Annotated in this window: 15 protein-coding genes and 3 pseudogenes; 15 read left to right on the top strand and 3 right to left on the bottom strand. The window is 72.6% G+C overall.

What is annotated here, in order from left to right:
- The first annotated feature begins 31 nt into the window (after positions 1 to 31).
- Both IPK81_04510 and IPK81_04515 read left to right on the top strand, forming a co-directional pair.
- A complete protein-coding gene (locus IPK81_04510) occupies positions 32 to 1,912 on the top strand; it encodes a CoA-acylating methylmalonate-semialdehyde dehydrogenase (protein QQS13509.1) in 1,881 nt (626 codons plus the stop codon).
- A 178-nt stretch (positions 1,913 to 2,090) separates the two neighbouring features.
- Positions 2,091 to 3,911, top strand: a complete 1,821-nt coding sequence (locus tag IPK81_04515) for an ATP-binding cassette domain-containing protein (protein QQS13510.1) — start codon at positions 2,091 to 2,093, stop codon at positions 3,909 to 3,911.
- Positions 3,912 to 3,918: 7 nt separating this feature from the next.
- Here IPK81_04515 and IPK81_04520 read toward each other — a convergent pair whose 3' ends face one another.
- Entirely contained in the window at positions 3,919 to 5,307 is a 1,389-nt protein-coding gene (locus IPK81_04520) for an inner membrane CreD family protein (GenBank protein QQS13511.1), read from the bottom strand.
- A gap of 161 nt (positions 5,308 to 5,468) precedes the next feature.
- On the opposite strand from IPK81_04520, the gene IPK81_04525 reads away from it, so the two are divergent.
- From IPK81_04525 to IPK81_04585, 13 genes and pseudogenes are all read left to right on the top strand, one after another.
- Positions 5,469 to 6,197 carry a response regulator transcription factor gene (locus IPK81_04525; GenBank protein QQS13512.1) on the top strand — a complete coding sequence of 243 codons (729 nt, stop codon included), beginning with the start codon at positions 5,469 to 5,471 and terminating at the stop codon, positions 6,195 to 6,197.
- Entirely contained in the window at positions 6,194 to 7,780 is a 1,587-nt protein-coding gene (locus tag IPK81_04530) for a histidine kinase (protein QQS13513.1), read from the top strand. Before IPK81_04525 ends, IPK81_04530 begins: the two co-directional genes overlap by 4 nt.
- 80 nt (positions 7,781 to 7,860) lie before the next feature.
- Entirely contained in the window at positions 7,861 to 8,685 is an 825-nt protein-coding gene (locus tag IPK81_04535) for a thioesterase family protein (GenBank protein QQS13514.1), read from the top strand.
- Positions 8,686 to 8,771: 86 nt separating this feature from the next.
- Positions 8,772 to 10,387: pseudogene (locus IPK81_04540) on the top strand (peptide chain release factor 3).
- 26 nt (positions 10,388 to 10,413) lie between these two features.
- The gene (locus tag IPK81_04545; GenBank protein ID QQS13515.1) at positions 10,414 to 10,974 is read left to right on the top strand and encodes a chromate transporter; all 561 of its coding nucleotides are present in this window, start codon (positions 10,414 to 10,416) and stop codon (positions 10,972 to 10,974) included.
- Positions 10,971 to 11,513: a chromate transporter gene (locus IPK81_04550; protein ID QQS13516.1), complete on the top strand. Its 543-nt coding sequence runs from the start codon at positions 10,971 to 10,973 to the stop codon at positions 11,511 to 11,513. The genes IPK81_04545 and IPK81_04550 overlap by 4 nt, the downstream gene beginning before the upstream one ends.
- Positions 11,514 to 11,562: 49 nt before the next feature.
- On the top strand, positions 11,563 to 12,198 hold the full coding sequence (locus IPK81_04555) for a redoxin domain-containing protein (protein ID QQS13517.1): 636 nt from the start codon (positions 11,563 to 11,565) through the stop codon (positions 12,196 to 12,198).
- A 36-nt stretch (positions 12,199 to 12,234) separates the two neighbouring features.
- Positions 12,235 to 13,494: an FAD-dependent monooxygenase gene (locus IPK81_04560; protein QQS13518.1), complete on the top strand. Its 1,260-nt coding sequence runs from the start codon at positions 12,235 to 12,237 to the stop codon at positions 13,492 to 13,494.
- 19 nt (positions 13,495 to 13,513) lie between these two features.
- Positions 13,514 to 14,362 carry a DNA-3-methyladenine glycosylase 2 family protein gene (locus IPK81_04565; protein ID QQS13519.1) on the top strand — a complete coding sequence of 283 codons (849 nt, stop codon included), beginning with the start codon at positions 13,514 to 13,516 and terminating at the stop codon, positions 14,360 to 14,362.
- Between the two features lie 9 nt (positions 14,363 to 14,371).
- Complete coding sequence (locus IPK81_04570) at positions 14,372 to 15,031, top strand: dienelactone hydrolase family protein (protein QQS13520.1); 660 nt, start codon at positions 14,372 to 14,374, stop codon at positions 15,029 to 15,031.
- Positions 15,028 to 16,296: a beta-lactamase family protein gene (locus IPK81_04575; protein QQS13521.1), complete on the top strand. Its 1,269-nt coding sequence runs from the start codon at positions 15,028 to 15,030 to the stop codon at positions 16,294 to 16,296. Before IPK81_04570 ends, IPK81_04575 begins: the two co-directional genes overlap by 4 nt.
- Positions 16,284 to 16,781, top strand: coding sequence for a GNAT family N-acetyltransferase (locus IPK81_04580; GenBank protein ID QQS13522.1), 498 nt, complete (start codon positions 16,284 to 16,286; stop codon positions 16,779 to 16,781). Before IPK81_04575 ends, IPK81_04580 begins: the two co-directional genes overlap by 13 nt.
- The gene (locus IPK81_04585; protein ID QQS13523.1) at positions 16,781 to 18,061 is read left to right on the top strand and encodes an MFS transporter; all 1,281 of its coding nucleotides are present in this window, start codon (positions 16,781 to 16,783) and stop codon (positions 18,059 to 18,061) included. Before IPK81_04580 ends, IPK81_04585 begins: the two co-directional genes overlap by 1 nt.
- A 6-nt stretch (positions 18,062 to 18,067) precedes the next feature.
- Here IPK81_04585 and IPK81_04590 read toward each other — a convergent pair.
- Together IPK81_04590 and IPK81_04595 are read right to left on the bottom strand one after the other, a co-directional pair.
- Positions 18,068 to 18,940: pseudogene (locus IPK81_04590) on the bottom strand (DMT family transporter).
- Between the two features lie 38 nt (positions 18,941 to 18,978).
- A pseudogene (locus tag IPK81_04595) lies at positions 18,979 to 20,216 on the bottom strand (NAD(P)-binding domain-containing protein).
- Between the last annotated feature and the right edge of the window lie 87 nt (positions 20,217 to 20,303).

Here is a 20,303-nt window from a genome sequence, read left to right on the forward strand (position 1 = left end):
GCGCCGGTGCGATCAACAGAGGAGACGGGCCATGGCCACGCAGATCGGACACCTCATCGGCGGCAAGAAGGTCGCGGGCGCCAGCGGACGCACCGGCGAGGTCACCAATCCCGCCACCGGCGAGGTGACCGCCCACGTCGCCCTGGCCTCGGCGGCCGAGGTCGACAAGGCGGTCCAGACGGCCAAGGCGGCCCAGACCGCGTGGGCGGCGACGCCGCCGCTGCGGCGCGCGCGCGTGATGTTCAAGCTCAAGGAGTTGATCGAGAAGCGCACCGACGACATCGCCCGGGCGCTAACCCTGGAGCACGGCAAGACGTTCGACGACGCCAAGGGCGAGGTCGGTCGCGGGCTTGAGGTCGTCGAGTTCGCCTGCGGCATCCCCCACCACATGCGCGGCGATTTCACCGAGCAGGTCGCCGGCGACATGGACAGCTGGTCGATGCGCCAGCCGCTGGGCGTCGTGGCCGGCATCACGCCCTTCAAGTTCCCGATCATGATTCGGTGCTGGTTGCGCGCCATGGCCATCGCCTGCGGCAACGCCTTCATCCTCAAGCCGTCGGAGAAGGATCCGAGCGCGCCGATGCTGCTGGCCGAGCTGTTCGTCGAGGCCGGCGTGCCCGACGGCGTCTTCCAAGTCGTCAACGGCGACAAGGAGGCGGTCGATTCGCTGCTGACCCATCCCGACGTGCCGGCGATCAGCTTCGTCGGCTCGACCGCGATCGGCGAATACGTCTACCACACCGGCACCCGTCACAATAAGCGCGTGCAGGCCCTGTGCGGCGCCAAGAACCACATGGTGGTGATGCCCGACGCCGATCTCGACCAGGTGACCGACGCGCTGATCGGCGCCGGCTACGGCGCCGCCGGCGAACGCTGCATGGCGATCTCCGTCGCCGTCGCTGTCGGCGGCATCGGCGACAAGCTGATCGAGAAGCTGGCGCCGCGCGTCGCGGCGTTGAAGGTCGGCCCCGGCATCGACCCGCAGTCGGAGATGGGCCCGCTGGTCACGCGCCAGCACCGTGACAAGGTGATGGGCTACGTCGACGCCGGCGTGAAGGAAGGCGCCAAGCTGGTGGTCGACGGGCGCGGCCTCAAGCTGCAGGGCTACGAGAAGGGCAACTTCATGGGGGGGTGCCTGTTCGACGACGTGAAGACAGACATGTCGATCTACAAGGACGAGATCTTCGGTCCCGTCCTGTCGGTCGTGCGCACGGACCGCTTCGACGACGCCATCGGCATGGTCAACGACCACGCCTACGGCAACGGCACGGCGATCTTCACGCGCGACGGCGACGCCGCGCGCACCTTCGCCAACAACGTGCAGATCGGCATGGTCGGCATCAACGTGCCGATCCCGGTGCCGATGGCCTACCACAGCTTCGGCGGCTGGAAGGCCTCGATCTTCGGCGACCACGGCATCTACGGCATGGAGGGCGTGCGCTTCTACACCAAGCTGAAGACCATCACCGCCCGCTGGCCGACCGGCATCCGGGGCGGCGCCGAGTTCAACTTCAGGCCCGCAACCAGGCGCGGCGGGTCCGCGGGCGCTCAGGCGCCCCGCGGCCGCATCCGGTCGATCGCCTCGGCGCGGGCGCGGGCGATCTTGAGAAGCTCGCCGTCGGTGGGATGGTCGACCGTCTCCACAGCGGCGATAAGCGGGCGCTTGTCGCGGTGGTGCGCCTCGACATGGGCGACGAAGCCGGTCTTGGCGTTGCCCGGCCCGACCACCAGCCATTCGCGGGCGCCGTCCAGCGCGCCCAGGATGGCGTCGAAGAAATGGTGGTCGTCGGCGGCGTGCTTGCCGTCGCGGCTGCCGGCGCGGTGGTGGAGATGCCGGTCCGGCGAGCGCGACCGCACGACCAGCTTATCGGCGGTGTCGGGCGAGAAATGGAACACCTTCGCCTCGAGATGATCCATCCAGACGATGGCGTGGTAATGCGACATATCCTGCCTCCGGGTGCGCGGTGCGCTTCGACGGGCCACGGTTAGGCCCGGCGGACCGCGGCGGACATGACGCAGATCAATCCTCCGGCGCCTTGCGGCCACCGCCGCCGTGGGGCATGAGGGCGCCCCGCCACCTTCCCGAGCCCATGGCCGCCCCTCCCCTCCTCGCGCTGCGCGACATCCGTTACGCGCTGTCCGACCAGACGATCCTCGCCGGCGCCGCCTTCGGCGTCGGTCGCGGCGAGCGGCTGTGCCTGGTCGGCCGCAACGGCGCGGGGAAGTCGACGCTGCTCAGGATCGCGGCCGGCGCGATGCAGCCGGATTCCGGTGAACGCTTCACCCAACCCGGCGCCTCGATCGCCTTCCTGCCGCAGGAACCCGACCTCTCGGCCGCCGCCGACGTCGCGGGCTTCGTCGCCGGCGGACTCGGCGCGGACGCCGCGGCCGACGACTACCGGGTGGCGCAATGGCTGGAGACGATCCGCCTCGACGGCGCGCGCGACACCGCCTCGCTGTCGGGCGGCGAGGGCCGCCGCGCGGCGCTGGCGCGCGCCCTGGTCGCCGACCCCGACATCCTGCTGCTCGACGAGCCGACCAACCATCTCGACCTGCCGACCATCGAATGGCTGGAGGAGACGCTGGGGGCGTGGCGCGGCGGCTTCGTGCTGGTCAGCCACGACCGGCGCTTCCTCTCGACCCTGTCGCGCGCGGTGCTGTGGCTCGACCGCGGCGTCGTGCGCCGTCTCGACGAGGGCTACGACCGCTTCGACGCCTGGTCGGAGGACATCCTGGCGCGCGAGGAGGTCGAGCGCCGCAAGCTCGACCGGCTGATCGAGCGCGAGACGGTGTGGTCGCGCACCAGCATCCGCGCCCGGCGCACCCGGAACGAGGGCCGGATGCGGGCGCTGCGGGCGCTGCGCGAGAAGCGCCGGACCCTGGTGGGACAGACCGGCAGCGCCACGATGCAGGCCGGCGCCGCGACGCCCTCCGGCGCGCTGGCGATCGAGGCCAAGGGAATCGCCAAGAGTTACGGCGGCCGCGACATCCTGCGTCCGTTCTCGACCCGCATCCTGCGCGGCGACCGGGTCGGTCTGATCGGGCCGAACGGCGCCGGCAAGACGACGCTGCTGCGCATGCTGATCGGCGAGCTGGCGCCGGATTCCGGGTCGGTGCGGCTGGGCGTCACGGTGCAGCCGGTCGTGATCGACCAGCGCCGCGCCGAGCTCGATCCGGCGCGCACCGTGTGGGAGACGCTGGCCGACACCAACGACCACGTGATGGTGCGCGGCCAGCCCAAGCACGTCGTGTCGTACATGCGCGACTTCCTGTTCCGCGACGACCAGGCGCGCCAACCAGTCGGCGCGCTGTCGGGCGGCGAGCGCAACCGCCTTCTGCTCGCCAAGGCGCTGGCGGCGCCGTCGAACCTGCTCGTGCTCGACGAGCCGACCAACGACCTCGACGCCGACACGCTCGACCTGCTGCAGGAGACGCTGTCCGACTACGACGGCACCGTGCTGCTGGTCAGCCACGACCGCGACTTCCTCGACCGCGTCGTGACCTCGACGATCGCGCTGGAGGGCGACGGATCGGCGGTGGAGTACGCCGGCGGCTACAGCGACTACCTTCTCCAGCGCGGCCCACGGCCCGCGGCGGCGGACGTCACGGCCCGCTCCGCGCCCGCCGCCGCGCCGGCGAAGCCGGCCGTCGCGCCGGCCGCCGGCCCACGCGCCGGCAAGCTCACCTACAACCAACGCCGCGCGCTCGATGGACTGCCCAAGAGGATCGCGGCGCTGGAGGCGGAGATCGCCGCCCTCGGCGCGGCGCTGGCGGATGCCGATCTCTACCGCCGCGACCCCGCCGGCTTCGCCGCCAAGACCGCCCGCCTCGCCGCCGCGGAGGCCGGGCTCGACGCCGCCGAGACGGAATGGCTCGAGCTCGAGACCCTGCGCGAGGACGCGGCGGGGTGACGCCCGCTCACGTCGCGGGCGCCGCCTCGGCGGCCGGACGGCGGCCGAGATCGCGGGTGGCGTACATCAGCGCCGCGACGAGGACGACCAGCACCGCGCTGCCGCCCAGCAGCGACCACGATTCGGCCTGCAGCAGCAGGTAGAGATAGGCGAACAGCGCCGCGCTGGCGGCGCCGAACATCGCCGCGAAGCGCGCCCGCGCCGTCGCCCGCCAGGTGTAGAGCGACGTCTGCGCCACCACGATCCCGGTCGCCATGGAGTAGGCGGCGGTGAATCCGAGATGCTCGCCGACCGATAGCAGGATCAGCGGAAACAGCGCCATCGCCGCGCCAGAGAGCGCGTATTGCACAGGATGCAGCCGGGCGCGGCCCGCGAGCTCGAACGCCAGGTAGAGCGCGAAGGCGCAGCCCACGGTCAGCAGCCCGTACTTGAGCATGCGCTTGACGCTGCGGTACGGCGTGACGGGCTGCACCAGTTCGACGCCGAACACCGACTCGTTGAGGCGCTTCATCAGGACGGCGCGCGACTCGTCGGCGGTGCTGGCGATCTGGCCGAAGCCGCGGCCGAGGATGCTGATCTGCCAGCGCGCCGAGAAGCGGTCCTCGCCGATCCGCTGCGCGACCGGCCGGAAGCGCCCGAAGAAGCCTGGATCCGGCCACGGCGCCGTCATGTCGATCGTCGTGAGGTTGCCGACCGGCATGAAACCGACCCGGCCGCTGCCGTTGAGGCGCAGGCGGATCTCGAACGGCACGCCGTCGGCCAGGCGCGCCGGATCGATCGCGCCGATCACCGCGTCGATGGCGTTCTCGCCCTGTGCGGCCGGCTCGAACGACGGCGTGCGGCCGTCGATGTCGACCGACTCGACCACGAGGCCGCGCAGATCGCCGGCGCCCAGCCGAAGGCGCACGCGGTCCGACCGCAGTCCGGCGACGACGCCCTCGGCGTTTGTCTCCGGTGTCTTGAAGCGGCCGCGCAGGGTCAGGTCGAGCGTGTAGACCACCGCCTCGAACATGCCGCGGTGGCGGACCTGGGGCGACAGCGCCGCCACGACCTCCAGCCGCTCCGGCAGGAGCAGCGCCTCGTCGCGGCCGCGCGGCGATTCGTGCGGCAGCAGCAGATACGGTCCGATCAGCGTCTGCTCGCCGCCCCACGACGAGGTGATCTCCTTGCGCGTGGTCTCGCTCAGCCGCCAGCGCTCGCCCGCCACGTCGTCGATCATGTTCAACGGGATCGCGAACATCAGCGCCAGCACCGCGAGCCCGCCGATCTTGCCGATCAGCCGCGCCCGCGCGGCCAGCGCGCGCGCCCACGGCGACAGACCGGCGGGATCGCGGGGCGGCGGCGCGGCCGGCCACGGTGAGGCGGGCGGCGGCGTGTCGGAGGTCGTGTCGGTCACGGTGTCGGCTCCTTCCATTGGACGGTCGCCGCGGAGGCTGACGCCGCCGGGTGGCCCGCGCGCGGCCGCGCCGTGCGCAACGGCCGGAAACTTGGTGCAAATCGGGTGCAATCGCGCCGCCGGGGCTTCACGCGGCGGCGCGGCGCGTGGACAATGCGGCCATGGCGAAAATCCTCGTGGTCGACGACGACCGGCATATCCGCGACGTGGTGGCGTTCGCGCTGCGCAAGGACGGGTTCACGACGGTCGAGGCGGCCGACGGCGCCGCCGCGCTCGACGCCGCGGCGCGCGAACGGCCCGACCTCGTCATCCTCGACGTCATGATGCCGGAACTGGACGGCGCCGAGGTCTGCCGCCGGCTGCGCGCCGGCTCGACGGTGCCGATCATCTTCCTGTCGTCGAAGGACGACGAGATCGACCGCGTCGTCGGCCTCGAGCTGGGCGGCGACGACTACGTCGTCAAACCGTTCAGCCCGCGCGAGCTGGTGGCGCGGGTCAGGGCGGTGCTGCGCCGGCCGCGCGCGGCGGCGCCGGAACCGGCGGACGGCGAGGCGCCGGCGCGCCGCGTGATCGCGCGCGGCCCGCTGTCGCTGGACATCGACGCGCATGTCGCGCGCTGGGCCGGCGCGACGCTGCCGCTGACGGCGACGGAGTTCGCCATGCTGCGCGCGATGGCCGAGCGGCCCGGAACGGTGTTCACCCGCGACAGCCTGATGACGCACGCCTACGACGACCGCCGCTACGTCAGCGACCGCACCATCGACAGCCATGTCCGCCGCATCCGCGCCAAGCTCGCGGCAGCCGGCGGCGCGCCGGTCGAGACGGTCCATGGCGTCGGCTACAAGCTGGTGGTCGACGGCGCCGCCGACGGACGCGCCATAGCGCCATGACGCGCTGGCGCCCGCGGCTGCGGACGGTCCTGCTCGCGGTCAATCTCGCGCTGCTCGCCCTGCCGCTGGGCGGCGTGTGGTTCCTGCGCGTCTACGAGAGCGCGCTGCTGCGCCAGACCGAGTCCGAGCTGATCGGCCAAGGCGTGCTGATCGCGGCCCAGTTCCGCGCCGAGTGGCTGGCGGCGGCGCCGGCCGGCGCGCTGGCGGCGATGCCGGCCTCCGCCACGCCGCCTTCCGCCGACCGCTGGCAACCCATTCCCGCGACGCTCGACCTCGCCGACGATCCGGTGCTGCCGGCCGCGCCGGCGGCGGCGGCGGGGGCGGAGGCCGAGCCGGTGGCGCGGCGGGCCGGCGCGCCGATCCGCGCGGTGCTGCTGTCGGCGCAGCGCCACACGCTCGCGGGCATGCGCATCGTCGACGCCAAGGGCGTGATCGTCGCCAGCACCGAGGACGACCAGGGCCGTTCGCTGGCGGCGCTGGAGGAGGTCGCCTCGGCGCTGCGCGGCGCCCCGGCGTCGGCCCTGCGCGCGCGCGACGCCAAGGCCTATCCCGGCGGGCCCGGCTGGGCGTTCAGCCGCGTCGCCGAGGTGCGCGTGCACGTCGCCATTCCCGTGGTCGAGGACGGCCGGATCCTCGGCGCCGTGGCCTTGCGGCGCACGCCGCGCACCCTGCTGCAGGCGCTATGGGGCAAGCGCTACCATCTCGCGGCGCTGGCCGCCCTTTTGTTCGCCGCGGGCGGCGCGCTGGCGGTGTTCACCGCCCTGACCGTCAGCCGTCCGGTGGCGGCGGCCGTCGACCAGGCCCGGCGCGTCGCCGCCGGCGAGCGCGACGCGGTGCGGCCGCTGCCACACCGCTACACGCGCGAGGTCGCGGATCTCTCGGCCTCGCTCGACGCCATGGCGCGCACGCTGGAACGGCGCGCCGACTACATCCGCGACTTCGCCGCCGAGATCGGCCACGAGTTCAAAACGCCGCTGGCCTCGATGCGCGGCGCCGTCGAGCTGCTGCGCGACGATCTCGACGCGATGTCGCCGGACGACCGCCGCCGCTTCCTCGACAATCTCGGCGGCGACGTCGCCCGTCTGGACCGCCTGACGCGGCGTCTGCTGGAACTGGCGCGCGCCGACGCCGCCCGGCCGGCCGGCGACGAGAAGGCCGATGTCGGCGCCGTCGCGCGCGCCCTCGCCGAACGCTTCCGCGATAGCGGACCGTCCCTCCGGCTGGCGCCGCCAGACGACGACGCCGTCGTGGCGGCGATCGATCCGGAGTCGCTGTCCTCGGCGCTGGCGTGCCTGGTGGAGAACGCCCGCGACCACGCCGGCCCCGGCGCCACCGCGACGATCGGCTGGAGCGTCGACGGCGCCCTCGTGCGTCTGCGCGTCGCCGACGACGGTCCCGGCATCTCCGCCGGCAACCGCGCGCGGGTGTTCGACCGGTTCTTCACGACGGCGCGCGATGCCGGCGGCACCGGGCTCGGCCTGCCGATCGCGCGCGGCCGCCTGGCGGCGTTCGGCGGCACCATCCGGTTGCTCGACGACGCGCCCGGCGCCGTCTTCGAGATCGACCTGCCGCGTGCCGCCTAGCGGGCCCGCCGCCGTCCGCGGCGTGGACGCGGCGGACCGGATCGCCTAGCAACGCGGGCTGGACGCCACGGAACCGACGCATGCCCGACCACGCCGCCGCCCTGATCCATCCGTTCGACGAGGCTTCGGCGCTGACACCGGCCGGCCCCGGCCTCTGGACCGGCCGGACCAGCGACGCCTACTGGAATTTCGGCGGCCCGTTCGGCGGCATCACCGCGGCGGTCATGCTGCGCGCGCCGCTGGAGGCGCCGGACCGACTGGGCGAGCCGGTGTCGCTCACGGTGAACTACTGCGCGCCGGTGGCGAAGGGCGCGTTCACCGTGTCCGCGCGCGCCACGCGCACCAACCGTTCGACCCAGCATTGGTACGTCGAGCTGTCGCAACCGGAAGGCGGCGTCGCCATCACCGCGACGGCGGTGTTCGCGACCCGTCGGCCGACATGGTCGCATTTCCCCGCCAAGCCGCCCGACGGTGGCGATCCCGACTCGCTGCCGGCATTGCCGACCGGCGGCATGTCGGCGTGGCTGTCGCGCTACCGCTTCCGCTTCGTCGACAACGCGCCGGGCGGCGGCGGCACGGCGCCCGCCAGCGCCCGGTCGGTGGTCTGGATGGACGACGCGCCGGCCCGGCCGCTGGACTTTCCGTCGATCGCGTCGTTGTCCGACGCGTTCTTCGCGCGCATCTTCCATGTCCAGCGGGCGTTCTTCCCTGTCGCGACGGTCTCGATGACGGTCTATTTCCATGCCGCCGAAGAGGAGATCGCCGCGGTCGGCGCCGCGCCGCTGCTGGGCGTGGCCGACGGGCGGGCCTTCACCCGCGGCATCTCCGACCAGACGGGCGAGCTGTGGTCGCGCGCCGGCCGTCTGCTCGCGACCACGCACCAGATCGTCTACTATCGGAACTAAGCCGGCCGGTTCGTCGCCCGGCGCCTTGACCCCCGCCAGCCGGCGGGCTACGCCGCGCCCCCGCCCCGACCGGTCCCGCCCCAGAGATGTCGCTCGTCACAGCCGCCACCGAAGATTCCGCGCTCGCCGGCCATCCGTCGGCCCGGCGGCGGACGTTCGCCATCATCTCCCATCCCGACGCCGGCAAGACGACCCTGACCGAGAAGCTGCTGCTGTTCGGCGGCGCCATCCAGGCGGCGGGCGCGGTCAAGGCGCGCGGCGACGCGAGGCGCGCGCGCTCGGACTGGATGAAGATCGAGCAGCAGCGCGGAATCTCCGTCACCACCTCGGTGATGACGTTCGAGTACGGTGGCGCGGTGTTCAACCTGCTCGACACGCCCGGCCACGAGGATTTCAGCGAGGACACCTACCGCACGCTGACGGCCGTCGACTCGGCGATCATGGTGATCGACGCCGCCAAGGGCATCGAGGCGCGCACCCGCAAGCTGTTCGAGATCTGCCGCCTGCGCGACGTGCCGATCGTCACCTTCGTCAACAAGATGGACCGCGAGTCGAAGGATCCGTTCGAACTGCTCGACGAGATCGCCTCGACCCTGGCGCTGGACGTCACGCCGATGACCTGGCCGGCCGGCTCGGGACAGGCCTTCCGCGGGTGCTACGATCTGGCGCGCGACCGCATGCTGGTGTTCGGCGCGCAGGACCGCGAACGCATCGGCGAGGTCGTGGAGTGCGCCGGCGTCGACGACCCGAAGCTGGCCGGGGCGATGCCGGCCGAACAGCTCGACAAGCTCAAGGAGGACGTCGAGCTGGTCCGCGCGGGCTATCCCGAGTTCGACCTCGGCTCGTACCGGGAGGGCCATCTGACGCCGGTGTATTTCGGCAGCGCCTACAACAACTTCGGCGTCCGCGAGGTGCTCGACGCGCTGGCCGAGCACGCCCCGCCGCCGCGGCCGCAGCCCACCGAGACGCGCGCGATCCTGCCGACGGAGTCGAAGGTCACGGGCTTCGTGTTCAAGGTCCAAGCCAACATGGACCCCAACCACCGCGACCGCGTCGCCTTCATGCGCCTGTGCTCGGGCCGGTTCCAGCGCGGCATGAAGCTGAAGCAGGTCGGCACCGGCAAGACGGTCACCATCGGCAGCCCGATCCTGTTCTTCGCGCGCGACCGCGAGATCGTCGACGAGGCGTGGCCGGGCGACATCATCGGCGTGCCCAACCACGGCACGCTGCGGGTCGGCGACACGCTGACCGAGGGCGAGGAACTGCGCATCACCGGCATCCCGAACTTCGCGCCGGAGATCCTGCGCAGCGTCCGCCTCCACGACCCGATGAAGTCCAAGCAGCTCAGGCGCGCGCTCGAGGACCTCGCCGAGGAGGGCGTCACGCAGGTGTTCCGCCGCACGCTGGGCGGCGACTGGATCGTCGGCGTCGTCGGCACGCTGCAGCTCGACGTGCTGCAGACGCGCGTCGAGACCGAGTACCGGTGCGCATCGCGCTCGAGCAGGCGCCGTTCGAGACCGCGCGTTGGATCTCGGCCGACTCGAAGGCCGATCTCGACGCGTTCATGAACGTGCAGAAGGCCGCGATCGGCGAGGACCGCGACGGCGCGCCGGTGTACCTCGCGCGCAACGCGTGGGAGCTAAACACCGTGCGCGAGCGCTTCCCGGCGATCCGGTTCGCCGAGACGCGCGAGCGGCATTGACGCCGGCCGCGCGGCGGTAGGCGGCCATGGGCGAGAGCGCTCCGCCGCCGCCGCGCGTCACCCGCCTCCAGCTCTTCCTCGCCTTCGCCAAGGTCGGGCTGCTCGGCTTCGGCGGCGACTCGGCCTGGGCGCGGCGCGTCGTGGTCGAGGAGCGCCGCTGGCTCGACGACGCCGACTACGTCCGCGTCGTCGCGGTCGGCCAGATCCTGCCCGGCGCGAACACCGCCAACGTCGCCATCATGATCGGCGACCGCTTCCACGGCGCGGCCGGCGCGTTGATCGCGATGGCGGGCCTGACGGCGATGCCTCTGGCCATCCTGATGGCGCTGGCGACGTTGTATAATCGCTTCGCCGAGGCCCCCGACGTGAAGGCCGCGATCGCCGGCACCGCCGCCGCCGCGGCCGGCATGGTGATCGGCACGGCGCTGAAGATCGCCCGCCGCCTGAGGCCGACACGCGTCGCCATCGCCTTCGGGATCGCCACGTTCATCCTCGTCGGATTGCTGCGGATCCCGCTGCTTGTCGCCGTCGCGGTCCTCGCGCCGCTCAGCGTCGCCGCCGTCGTCTGGCTGGAGCGGCCGCGGTGAGCGACGATCCGCTCTGGCGCCTCGCCGCGACCTTCTCGACCCTGTCGCTGCTCGCGATCGGCGGCGCCAACGCGATCCTGCCCGATCTCCACCGGCAGGTCGTCGACGGCGCGCGGTGGATGACCGACGCCGAGTTCGTGAACGCCTACGCGCTGGCGCAGGCCGCGCCCGGCCCCAACGTCCTCGTCGTCAGCCTGATCGGCCTGCACGTCGCGGGCGCCTGGGGCGTGGTGGTCGCGACGCTGGCGATGGCGCTGCCGTCGGGGCTGCTGGCCTTCGCGGTCGGACGCTTCGTCGCGCGCTCCTCCGGCATGCGGTGGGTGCGGGTGGCGCAGGCCGGCCTGGTGCCGATCACGATCGGCCTCATCCTCTCCAGCGGCGGCGTCATGGCCCGGGCCGCCGACCGCGACGCGCTGACGCTCGCCCTGACCGTCGGCACGGCGGTCTTCGTGTTCGCGACCGAGCGATCGCCGCTCTGGGCGCTGGCGACCGGCGCGGCGCTCGGGATCGTGGCGTCGCGGTTGGGGATGTTCGGCTGATCGGTGCGCCCGCGCTTGAACGAACCGCCGCGCGGTGCGAGATTCAGGCATGGTCCGTAGAGATTTCCCGAGGCCCACGCGCCGGCGGTTCCTCGTCGGCGCCGCGGCGGCGATCTCGGCCTTCCCGGGCGCGGCGCGGGCGGGAGCGGCCGTGGGCGCGCCGGCGCCGGACTTCGCGATGCCCGACACCCAGGGCCGGATGGTGCGTCTTTCGGCGCTGCGCGGCCGCGTCGTCGCACTCGAATGGACCAATCCGCTGTGCCCGTTCGCCGGCAAGCACTACGAGGCCGGCGCCATGCAGGCACTGCAGCGCGAGACGCTCGCCGCCGGCGGCTCATGGTACTCGGTGATCTCCTATCCACGGGAATCGGTCGGCTACGCCAGCGAGCTGGAGGCGGAGTTGCTGGCGGAGACCCGGAGATCGGCGGCGACGGCGACCCTGCTCGATCCCGATACCGCGCTCGCGAAGCTCTACGACGCGCGCGCCACGCCGCACATCTTCATCGTCGACCGCGCCGGCGTGCTCGCCTACGCCGGCGGCATGGACAGCGTCGCCTCGACCGAGATCGCCGACATCGCCCGCGCAGAGCCCTACGCGCGCGACGCTCTGCGCGCGGTCGTCGCCGGCCTGCCGGTGGCGCGGCCGGTCACGGCGCCCTACGGCTGCCAGGTGAAGCACCTGTGATGCGAGGTCCGGAACGACGCCGGCCGTCGGGAAGCCATGGCGGCTAGCCTGCGGAAGGTCCTGATCGCGGGCGGCGGCATCGGTGGCGTCGCCACGGCGCTGTGCCTCAAAAGACTCGGCGTGCCGTTCCTGCTCTTGGAGCAGGCCGCGGCGTTCGGCGAGATCGGCGCCGGCATCCAGCTCAGCCCCAACGTCACGCGGCTGCTGGCGCGGCTCGGCGTCGGCGACGAACTGGCGCGCATCGCCGTGCGGCCGGAAGGCCTCGAGATCCAGTCGTGGCGGTCGGCGGAACGCATCCTGTGGACGCCGCTGGGCGCGGCGGCCGAGGCGCGTTTCGGCGCGCCATACTTCCACGCCCACCGCGCCGACGTGCTCGACCTTCTGGTGCGGGCGCTCGGGCGGGACCAGGTGGTCTTCGGCGCCCGCGTCGAGTCGTTCGCCCAAGACGCGGACGGCGTGACGGTGGCCATCGCGGGCGGCGCGACGCATCGCGGCGACGTGCTGGTCGGCGCCGACGGCGTCCATTCCGTCGTGCGCCACCAGTTGTTCGGCGACGGCGCGGCGCGTTACGCCGGCAACGTCGCATGGCGCGGCACCATGCCGGCGGAGGCCGTCGCGCACCTCGGGGTCGCGCGCGTCTCCAACAACTGGTGGGGACCGGACCGCAGCGTCGTGCGCTACTTCATCTCGGCCGGCCGCACGTTGAACTGGATCGGCATCAGCCGCTCCGCGACGCCGACGCGCGAATCGTGGTCGGCGCTGGGCACGGTGGAGGACGCGCTGGCGGAGTACGCCGGCTGGAACCCGGCGATCCTGGCGATGATCGCGGCCACCACGCGGCTCTACCGCATGGCGCTCTACGACCGCGCGCCGCTCGACCGCTGGACCGACGGCCGCGTCGCGCTGACCGGCGACGCCGCGCACGCCATGCTGCCCTACCACGCGCAGGGCGCGGCGCAATCCATCGAGGACGCATGGGTGCTCGCGGGATGCCTCGCCGACCAGCCCGGCCGGCCGGCGGTGCGCTGGCGCGCTACGAGGCGATCCGCCGGCCGCGCGCCAACTGGCTGCAGGCCTACTCCGGCGAGGCCGAGGCCCTGTTCAACATGGCCGATCCGGACGCCGTCGCCCGCCGCGACGCGCGCCTGCGCGAGAACATGCGCCGCTACCCCGACGGCTTCCCCGAGGGCCAGATCCGCATCTACGGCTACGACGCCGAGGACGCGCTGCGCGAGAATCCGCCACGCGCCGGCTGACCGTCGCGGCGCCCCGCGGACGGTTAGCGCGGTGCCGTGACGCATGCTATGCCGGCCGCATGACGCTTCCCTTCAGGCTCGACGAAGCGCGCGTGCGCGAAGGCATGGACCATCTGGCGCGGCTCGATCCACGCATCGCCGAGGCGCGCGCCATCTACGGCGATCCGCCGCTGCGCGTGATGGACGAGGGCTTCGCCGCGCTGCTGCGCTCGATCGTCGGCCAGCAGGTCTCCGTCGCCGCCGCGCGCAGCATCTGGAACCGCGTCGAGGCGATGCTCGATCCGGTCACACCCGAGCGGGTGCTGGCGTGCGCCGACGAGGAGCTGAGGGCCTGCGGGCTGTCGAACAACAAGGTGAAGTTCGCGCGCGCGCTGGCGCTGGACACGGCCGAACGGCGCATCGTGTTCGAGGAGCTGGCCGCGCTCGACGACGACACGATCGTCGCGCACCTGACCCGGGCCAAGGGCATCGGCCGCTGGACCGCCGAGATCTACATGATGTTCGCGCTCGGACGGCCCGACGTGATGCCGGCCGCCGATCTCGGGCTGATGACGGCGGCGCAGCACCTGCTGAAGCTGCGGCGGCGGCCCGATCAGAAGCGTCTGCTGAAGCTGACGATGCCGTGGCGGCCGTGGCGCTCCGTGGCGTCGCTGTTCCTGTGGCACTACCGCCACAACATGCCGGATTTCAGCGACAGCCCCGCCGCGGTGGCGCGGCGCGAGGCGGAGCGCGCGGCCAAGGCGGCCCGCGCCGCCGCGCGCCCGCAACGCGTCGCGGCGCCGGTGGCGGCGAAGAAGCCCGCGCCGAAGGCGGCGGCCGAGCGCAAGACGGCGCGCAAGGCGCCGACAGCCAAATCCGCGACGACCAAGCGCGCCACGGCGCGCAAGCCGGTCGCGCGCGCACGCTAGGAGACGACGATGTTCGACCTCGAAGGACCGTCGCGGCCGCCCGCCTCCGGCGGCAGACCCAAGCGGCTGGTGCTGCTGCTGCACGGCTACGGCGCCAACGGCGACGATCTGATCGGACTTGCCGATCCGCTCGGGCCGCTGCTGCCCGACGCCGCGTTCCATTCGCCCAACGCGCCCTACCCGTGCGACGGCAACCCGTACGGCTACCAGTGGTTCGGGATCTCGCGGCTCGATCCGGCGCTGATGCTGGCCGGCGTGCGCGGCGCGGCGCCGTTCGTCGATTCTTTCCTCGACGGCCTGCTCGAGGAATATGGCCTGACCGAGAGCGAGACCGCGCTGGTCGGCTTCTCGCAGGGCACGATGATGTCGCTGCATGTCGGCCTGCGACGGAAGCGCGCGCTGGCGGGCATCGTCGGATTCTCCGGCCTGCTGCCCGGCGCCGAGATCCTGAAGGACGAGATCCGCACGCATCCGCCGGTGCTGCTGGTCCACGGCGATTCCGACGACATGGTGCCGGCGGCGGCGATGGGCCGCGCCGAGGCGGCGCTGGCCGCCAACGGCGTCGCGGTCGAGACCCATCTCTCGCGCGGGGTCGGCCACGGCATCGACCAGGGCGGGCTGGAGAAATGCGCCCGCTTCCTCGCGCGCCATCTCGGAGGCGGACGATGACCGCGGCGTTGAAGGAGCGGATCCGCGACGACGTGGTCGTCGAAGGCGTGGTCGCGTCCGGCTTCGAGGCCGTCGCCGACCGGTTTCTCGCCAATTTCCGCGACCGCGGCGAGGTCGGCGGCTCGGTGTGCGTGACGCTCGGCGGCGAGACCAAGGTCGATCTGTGGGGTGGGCTGGCGGATTCCAAGACACGCCGGCCTTGGACGCGCGACACCGTCGCCACCGTGTTCAGCTGCACCAAGGGCGCGACCGCGACCTGCGCCCACATCCTGGCCAGCCGCGGCCTGCTCGACCTCGACGCGCCGGTGGTCGAGCTGTGGCCGGAGTTCGGGAGCAACGGCAAGGAGCGCGTGACCACGCGCATGATGCTCGACCACTCCGCCGGCGTGCCGGCCCTGCGCGCGCCGGTGGCGCCGGAGCGCTCCTACGACTGGGACTACTGGACGGAGCGGCTCGCGGCCGAGGCGCCGTTCTGGCAGCCGGGCACGCGCAACGGCTACCACGGCTTCACCATCGGCTGGACGGCCGGCGAGATGGTGCGCCGCGTCGCCGGCGTCTCGCTCGGGACGTTCTTCCAGCGCGAGATCGCCCAGCCGCTGGGGCTCGATTTCTGGATCGGCCTGCCGGAGGCCGTGGAGCCGCGCGTCGCGCCGGTGATCCCCTACGTCTACAAGGCGGCCGAGGCGAAGACGCCGTTCATGGAAGACCTCAAGCGCCGCGACTCCATCGCCTCGCTGTTCTTCTTCAACAACGGCAAATGGCGCTCCGGCGGCGCCAACAGCCGCGAGGGCCACGCCGCCGAGATCGGCGCCGCCAACGGCGTCACCAACGCCCGCGGGCTGGCCGGCCTCTACGCGCCGCTGGCCAACGGCGGCGCGCTGGGGGACGTCCGCCTGGTCGACGCCACGGCGCTGGCCCGCATGGGGGAGGTGTCGATGGCGACGCACGACGACGCCACCTTGCGCATCCCCACCCGCTTCGCGCTCGGCTACATGAAGTCGATGGACAACCGCCGGCGCAGCGCCGCCGCCGCGCTGTGGGGCGAGGATTGCGACAGCGTCATCATGGGACCGGCGGCGTTCGGCCATGTCGGCGCCGGCGGCTCGCTGGGCTTCGCCGATCCGGCCCACGGCTTGTCGTTCGGCTACGCCATGAACCTGATGGGCCCCGGCCTGCTGATGAACGGCCGCGGCCAGCCGCTGGTCGACGCCGCCTACCGCTCGATCGGCCTCACCTCCAAGGATTCCGGGGTGTGGACGCGCTGAGGCCCGCGCTGCGCGACGCCACCGCCGCCGACCGCGCGTGGCTGCTGGAGGCGGTCGCGGCGCTCAACGACCACGAGCGCGCGCTGCACGACACGCGGCTGCCCGGCGCGGCGATGGCCGCCGCCTATCTCGCGACGATCGAGCGCGCGACGGTCGACCAGGACGGCTCGATCGTGCTGGCCGTCGCCGACGACGGCCCGGTCGGATTCATCGCCTGCCGGGTCGAGCGCGGCGACACACCGGCGGAGACGGCCGATTCCAACGTCTTCGGCTACGTGTCCGACGCCTACGTCGCCCCGGCCGCGCGCGGCCGGGGAGTCGCGGGTCTGCTGCTGGCGGAGGCCGAGCGGCGGTTGCGCGCGCTCGGCGTGACGCGGCTGCGGCTCGGCTCTCTGGCCGCCAACACCGCCGCCATCCGCGCCTACCGCAAGGCCGGCTTCGCCGACTACGAGGTCGTGCTCGAGAAGCGCGTCGGTGGCGGCTGATGTTGGCGATCTTCCGGCCGCTGAAGGACCGCGCCGTCACGACCATGTGGTCGGGACTGGCGGCCTCGACCATCGGCGAGGACGTGTTCCGCGTCGCCGTGGTGTGGCTGGCCGTCGAGGCCGCCGGCAATCTCGCCGCCCTGGTCAACGCCGCGCAGTACGGCGCGATGTTCGTGGTCGGCCTGCTGGGCTCCTCGATCATCGACCGCTGGCGGCCGGAGCGCGCCATGGTCGGCGCCAAGCTGTGGAGCGCCGCCCTCGCGATCCTGCCGGTGGCCGGCTACTACATCTGGGGCGTGTCGATTCCGCTGCTGGTGCTGTCGGTGATGGGGCTCGCCGGCCTGCGCATGGTGTTCACGCCGGCGCTGCAATCGACCGTGCCGACGCTGGTGCGCGACCGGACGGCGCTGCAGGCCGTCAACGGGCTGTTCGACGCGACGTGGCGGCTGGCGCGGCTGGTCGGCCCGATCATCGCCGCGCTGCTCGAGCTGATCGTGCCGGTGATCCATTTCCTGTCGGTCACGGCGCTGGGGTTCCTGCTGTCGGGCCTCGCCGTGCACGCCGTGCGCCAGCGCCTCGTCGATCCCGACGCGCCCAGGCTGCGCGTGACCGCCGGCCTGTGGGGCGCGTTCGAGGCGGTCAGGGACGGCGCCCGACTGATCCTGCGCGAACGCATCATCGGCATGCAGCTCGTGCTCAACGCCCTGGTCAACGGACCGTGGAGCGTGGCGCTGCAGCTCGCCATCGCGCTGATGGTCAAGGAGCACGATCCCCGCCTGTTCGGTATCGACGGGCTGGCGGCCTACGCCTTCATCATGGGCGCCTGCGGCGTCGGCGACGTCAGCGGCAACCTCGTGGCCGGCAGCGCCCGCTTCAAACGGCCGCTCTCGACCATGTTCCTCGGCTACGTCGCGATGGGCGCGGGTTTCGCGCTGCTGGCAGTCGCGGCATGGACCCTGCCGCCGGCGGCGATGCTGCCGGCGATGATGCTTGCGGCCGCCATCGCCGGCTTCGGCGGGCCGTTCTTCTTCATCCCCATGGTCACGCGCATGCAGACCGCCTACCGCGGCGCCGAGATCGCCCGGGTGTTCCGGCTGCGGCTGGTGGTGATGGCCGGCTCGATGCTGTTCTTCAATCTGTCGGCGACGTGGTTCTTCGAGTGGTTCGGCGCCACGACGACCGAGCTGATGTGCGGCCTGCTGATCCTCGCGGTCGGCATCGGCGGCTATTTCTACTGCCGCCGCCTCGACGCCGCGCCGTCGGAGCAGACTTCGGCCTAAACGCCGTCAGCGCGCGGCGCGCTGTCCCAGGACGAGCGCGATGCCGGCGAGCATCGCGGCCGACGCGACCAGCAGCCTGAGGGTGAGCGGCTCCGACAGGAACACGAGGCCGCCCGCGGCGACCAGCACGGGCATCGAGAGCTGCACGGTCGCCGCGCGCGCGGCCGACAAGCCGCGCAGCGCGCGGTACCACGCGACGTAGCCGAAGCCGGTGGCCACGGCGCCCGACGCCGCGGCGAGCCAGAGACCGGTCGGCGTGACCTTGAAAACCGGCGCGCCGAGCAGGTTCACCGCGGCGGCGGGCAGCAGGCATCACAGGAAGATGCCGGCGTTCGCCTCGACGGGATGGTCGACACCGCGCGCGAGCAGCGAGAACCACCCGAACGCCGCGCCCGATGCCGCCATCAGGACGGCGCCGACCGGGTCCGGCGCGCTGGCGCCGGGCAACACCATGTACACGAAGCCCGACACCGCCATGACCAGCCCGATCCACTGCGCCGGCTTGAACCGTTCGCCTTCGTGGAACGCGACGCTGAGCATGGTGAACTGCGTGGCGGCGATGACGATGAGGGCGCCCGGGCCCGCCTCCAACCGGACGTAGGCGAAGGAGAAGCACACCAGATAGATCAGCAGCGCGACCACCGACAGCGGCTTGACGCACGCCAGTCGCGGCAGGCGGCGGTGTTCGATCCACACCACCAGGCCGAGCGTCAACGCGGCCGCGACGACCCGCAGCGTGGTGAAGGTCGCCGCGTCGATCCGGTCCTGCGCCAAAGCCAGCCGGCACAGCAGCGAGTTGGCTGCGAAGCACGTCATCGCCGTCGCCGTCCAGACGATCGTCCGCACCGTCGTCCGGCCCGTCTCTGGCGTCCGCGGCATGGTCGACGTTCAACTTTTCGCCGCGGCGGGCGCCGTCGTCACGACGGTCGGCCGGCGGCGCGGATGTGGTCGGCGAGCCGCGCGGCGTCGTCGCCGACGCCCGACAGGAACGAAGAGCTCATCGTCGACAGCCACGGCAGGCCGAGGAAGTAGAGGCCGGGCACGGCCGCGACGCCATCGACATGCGCGGGCTCGCCGCCTGGGCGCCGAACGCCGGCAGGTCGATCCAGCTGAAATCGACGGTGTAGCCCGTCGCCCAGACCACGGCGCCGAGCCCGGCCGCGCGGACGTCGAGACGGTCGATCGGCTCGATGACGCAGGACGGATCGGCCGGTCAGTCGCGGGCCTCGGGTTCCGCAGGGAGGTCCATCCCCGCGCGCTCGATGAATTCGTCCACCCGCAGCAGAAAGGCGTCGTACGCCGCGTCGCCATAGGCGAGGCTGTCGCGGAGATCGCTGGCGAAGCGCAGGACGCCATCCTCCACGCCGCGCAAGCGGCCGAGCAGCGTGATCCCGCGCGCCGCGAACTCCCGCAGATCGATGGTGTGGCCGCCATAGGCGCCGGTGATCAGCGGCAGGGTCGCGTCCGGCCCGCGCTGCGCCACCGGCGTCCGGTCGATCCCCATATCGCCGAGCCAGCGGAACAGGTCGCGGCCGCGATAGCGCCGCGGCATGCGCTTGTGCCGCCCGGCCGATAGATAGACGCGGCGGCCGGCACGGAGCAACTCGTCGGCGATCTGCGCGCCGGAAGCACCGGAGCCGACCACGAGGGCCGCGCCGGCCGGGAGCTGGTCGGGACCCCTGTAGGCGTTAGCGTGGACCTCGAAGAGGTCGATTGCCTTCGCCACCGGCCCGGGAACGACCGGCCGCTGATACGGGCCGGTCGCGACCACGACGTTCGTGGCGGTGACGCCGCCGGCGGAGGTCTCGGCGACGAAACGCCCGCCGGCGCCATCGCGTCGCAGACGGTTCACGGCGACGCCGCACTGGATCGGCGGCTTCACGGCGGCGGCGTAGGCGTCGAGATACGCGACGATCGCCGCGCTCGTCGCGAAACCGTCGGGATCGAGGTAGGGGAACGGGAACTCCGGAAGCCTCACCGCCCAGTTGGGAAACTGGAACATGAGCCCGTTCCAGCGTTCGCTGCGCCAACGTTCGAACATCCGGCGGCGTTCGAGCACGAGATGCGGAAGGCCGCGCCGCGTCAGCATGTGGCTCATCGCGACGCCCGCCTGGCCGCCGCCGATGATCAACGTCTCCACGCGCTCCGGGAGCATCGCGGTGAATCTCCGTCCGGTCCGTCCTGGCCGACCGATCAAGCCAGATTCCCAATGGCGCAGCTAAGCGCGCTTTCAGCGGTGGTG

This window comes from Rhodospirillales bacterium (assembly GCA_016699855.1).
In the GTDB taxonomy this organism is placed as follows: Bacteria; Pseudomonadota; Alphaproteobacteria; order Reyranellales; family Reyranellaceae.

Bases quoted from the DNA above. Each gene is read 5' to 3' on its own strand.
- IPK81_04510 (QQS13509.1), top strand. From the start codon at position 32: ATGGCCACGCAGATCGGACACCTCATCGGCGGCAAGAAGGTCGCGGGC.
- IPK81_04515 (QQS13510.1), top strand. From the start codon at position 2,091: ATGGCCGCCCCTCCCCTCCTCGCGCTGCGCGACATCCGTTACGCGCTG.
- IPK81_04525 (QQS13512.1), top strand. From the start codon at position 5,469: ATGGCGAAAATCCTCGTGGTCGACGACGACCGGCATATCCGCGACGTG.
- IPK81_04530 (QQS13513.1), top strand. From the start codon at position 6,194: ATGACGCGCTGGCGCCCGCGGCTGCGGACGGTCCTGCTCGCGGTCAAT.
- IPK81_04535 (QQS13514.1), top strand. From the start codon at position 7,861: ATGCCCGACCACGCCGCCGCCCTGATCCATCCGTTCGACGAGGCTTCG.
- IPK81_04545 (QQS13515.1), top strand. From the start codon at position 10,414: ATGGGCGAGAGCGCTCCGCCGCCGCCGCGCGTCACCCGCCTCCAGCTC.
- IPK81_04555 (QQS13517.1), top strand. From the start codon at position 11,563: ATGGTCCGTAGAGATTTCCCGAGGCCCACGCGCCGGCGGTTCCTCGTC.
- IPK81_04560 (QQS13518.1), top strand. From the start codon at position 12,235: ATGGCGGCTAGCCTGCGGAAGGTCCTGATCGCGGGCGGCGGCATCGGT.
- IPK81_04565 (QQS13519.1), top strand. From the start codon at position 13,514: ATGACGCTTCCCTTCAGGCTCGACGAAGCGCGCGTGCGCGAAGGCATG.
- IPK81_04570 (QQS13520.1), top strand. From the start codon at position 14,372: ATGTTCGACCTCGAAGGACCGTCGCGGCCGCCCGCCTCCGGCGGCAGA.
- IPK81_04575 (QQS13521.1), top strand. From the start codon at position 15,028: ATGACCGCGGCGTTGAAGGAGCGGATCCGCGACGACGTGGTCGTCGAA.
- IPK81_04585 (QQS13523.1), top strand. From the start codon at position 16,781: ATGTTGGCGATCTTCCGGCCGCTGAAGGACCGCGCCGTCACGACCATG.